2 protein-coding genes are annotated in these 2,360 nt (G+C 43.0%); both read left to right on the top strand.

The annotated features are described in order from the left end of the window. The first annotated feature begins 311 nt into the window (after positions 1-311). Positions 312-1,694, top strand: a complete 1,383-nt coding sequence (locus CGZ90_RS17870; RefSeq protein ID WP_094253901.1) for a class II fumarate hydratase — start codon at positions 312-314, stop codon at positions 1,692-1,694. A 206-nt stretch (positions 1,695-1,900) separates the two neighbouring features. After that, a partial coding sequence (locus tag CGZ90_RS17865; RefSeq protein WP_420841357.1) for an asparagine synthetase B family protein occupies positions 1,901-2,360 on the top strand: 460 nt, incomplete at its 3' end.

Below are 2,360 nucleotides of genomic sequence, written 5' to 3'. Positions count from 1 at the left end.
AACCCGGAATCCATAGCCTGGTCAAGACCAAGACCCATTTCAAAAGCAACGTTCATAAAACAGAAAAAAGCAGGTTACCGGACAGAACACCGCCTGATTAAGAAACAGCCTGCAAAAGTCATTGCCTTACATAGATAAGGTAATCTGATGTTAAGAGAACCGATCCAAAGGTGACAAGGCTTTTTGGATCGGTTCTTTTTTAATGCTACAAAAACGGTAGGAAGCAGAGGAAATCGGGAATAGAAACCTTAAGAAGAAATATGATGGTAAATGCAGATGAAAAACAGATATATCATGAAAGGTATGATGTTATGGATAATTTCCGCATTGCAAAAGACACACTTGGAGAAGTGAAGGTGTCAAAAGACGCTTATTATGGTGCACAGACTCAAAGAGCTGTAGAAAATTTTCCGATAAGCGGCCAGAAGCTTCCTCCTGTTTTTATTAAAGCACAGGGTATCGTCAAGTACAGTGCAGCCTTTGCTAATATGACCTGCGGGATGCTGGATCGCAAAAAAGGGGAGGCGATCATGGCTGCTGCGATGGAAGTGATAGAAGGGAAATGGGACAATCAGTTTGTCGTGGATGCTTATCAGGCAGGAGCGGGAACATCACAGAACATGAACGCCAATGAAGTGATCGCGAGCATCGCGGCCGAAAAGCTTGGTGGTCAAAAAGGGGACTGGCATATCGTTCATCCTAACGACGATGTGAACATGGCGCAGTCCACTAATGATACGATTCCAACATCTATTTATATTTCTACAGCTATAGCGCTGCATGAAGAATTGATTCCTGCACTCGAAAAGACCATCAAGGCATTGCGTGATAAAGAGCAGGAGTTTCATGATGTTATTAAAGCAGGAAGGACTCATCTGCAGGATGCTGTCCCGATCCGTCTTGGCAGCGAATTTGCTGGATATAGAGGCTCGCTGGAGCAAATGCTTAATCAATTTAATGCCGCATCCGAGGAGCTGTACGCCCTGGGGTTAGGCGGAAACGCAGTTGGAACGGGTATTAATGCACATAAAGATTATTCCGAAACCGCGATTAACCAAATCAAAAAAGTGACCGGTCTTCCTTTCTTTAAGACCGAACATCCGTATACGTTCATGCAGAACCCAAACGGAGCAGTCAGAGTTAGTTCAGTGCTCAAAGAGACAGCGATTTACCTTATTAAAATATCGAGCGACCTGAGGCTGCTGAGCAGCGGTCCGCAGACTGGTCTTGCTGAACTAATCTTGCCTGCTGTGCAGCCAGGTTCTTCGATCATGCCGGGAAAAGTGAATCCTGTCATTCTTGAGAATATGTATATGATCTGCTCACAGGTTATCGGAAATGATGCTTGTGTTGTTCATGCTGCTGCAGGAAGCCAGCTCGAGATCAACGCGATGATGCCTGTTATGGGTCTGAATGTGCTTCAATCGATAAAAATACTTAGCAGTGGCCTGAAGGTATTTACAGATAAATGCCTGATCGGTCTTGATGTAAACAGGAAGATGACCGATTACTGGCTCGAGAGAAGTGTATCCTTAGTTACTGCGCTCAATCCTCATATTGGATACGAAAAAGCAGCGGAAGTGGCAAAAGAAAGTGTCCGGACAGGCCGAACACTGAAAGAAATCGTGATAGAGAAGGGCTGGATGACGATAGAAGAGGCTGATGAAATATTGAATCCTGCAAATATGCTATAAAAATCTTGTAACGGTTATCCCCCTTAAAACGACAAAACTAGTACACAATGTTTGTTTTTACTTTTTTTATAGAAAAGTGTAGTTATACCCTTTGAACGGGTTTATAATGAAATTTGTTATTACAGAAAATTAAGGTAAGAGTGCCTTGTGATGGAAGATTACGACACAAATTACCATCAGAATTGTTTTATACGGGAGGAACCGAAATGTGCGGTTTTATTGGATATATGATGAACGCTCCGGAAACAGCAGAGCAGAATGACATACAGCAGCTGAAAAATATGACTAACCTGATCACTCACCGCGGGCCGGACGACAGCGGGTTCTTTGTTGATGAATATGTCCGCTTTGGATTCAGGCGTTTGAGCATCATCGACCTTGAAGCAGGCAAGCAGCCGCTTTCTTATGAAGATGACAGATATTGGATTATTTTTAATGGTGAGATCTACAATTATGTTGAAATCCGCCAAGACCTTGAAGAAAAAGGATTTACGTTCAAGACGCATTCTGACACAGAGGTTATCCTTGCACTATACAGCGCCAAAAAAGAAGATGCTGTAAAAGAACTAAGAGGAATGTTCGGTTTTCTGATCTGGGATAAAGAAGAACGTAAATTATTCGGGGCAAGAGATCCATTCGGGATCAAACCGTTCTTTTACCTTGAAG

This window comes from Fictibacillus aquaticus (assembly GCF_002245695.1).
GTDB lineage: Bacteria > Bacillota > Bacilli > Bacillales > Fictibacillaceae > Fictibacillus > Fictibacillus aquaticus.
The sequence above is the reverse complement of the archived record's forward strand: the minus strand, read 5'-3'. Positions and strand labels throughout refer to the sequence as shown.

What these genes read in the sequence shown, in the direction of transcription:
- CGZ90_RS17870 (WP_094253901.1), top strand. Translation starts at nt 312, where the DNA reads ATGGATAATTTCCGCATTGCAAAAGACACACTTGGAGAAGTGAAGGTG.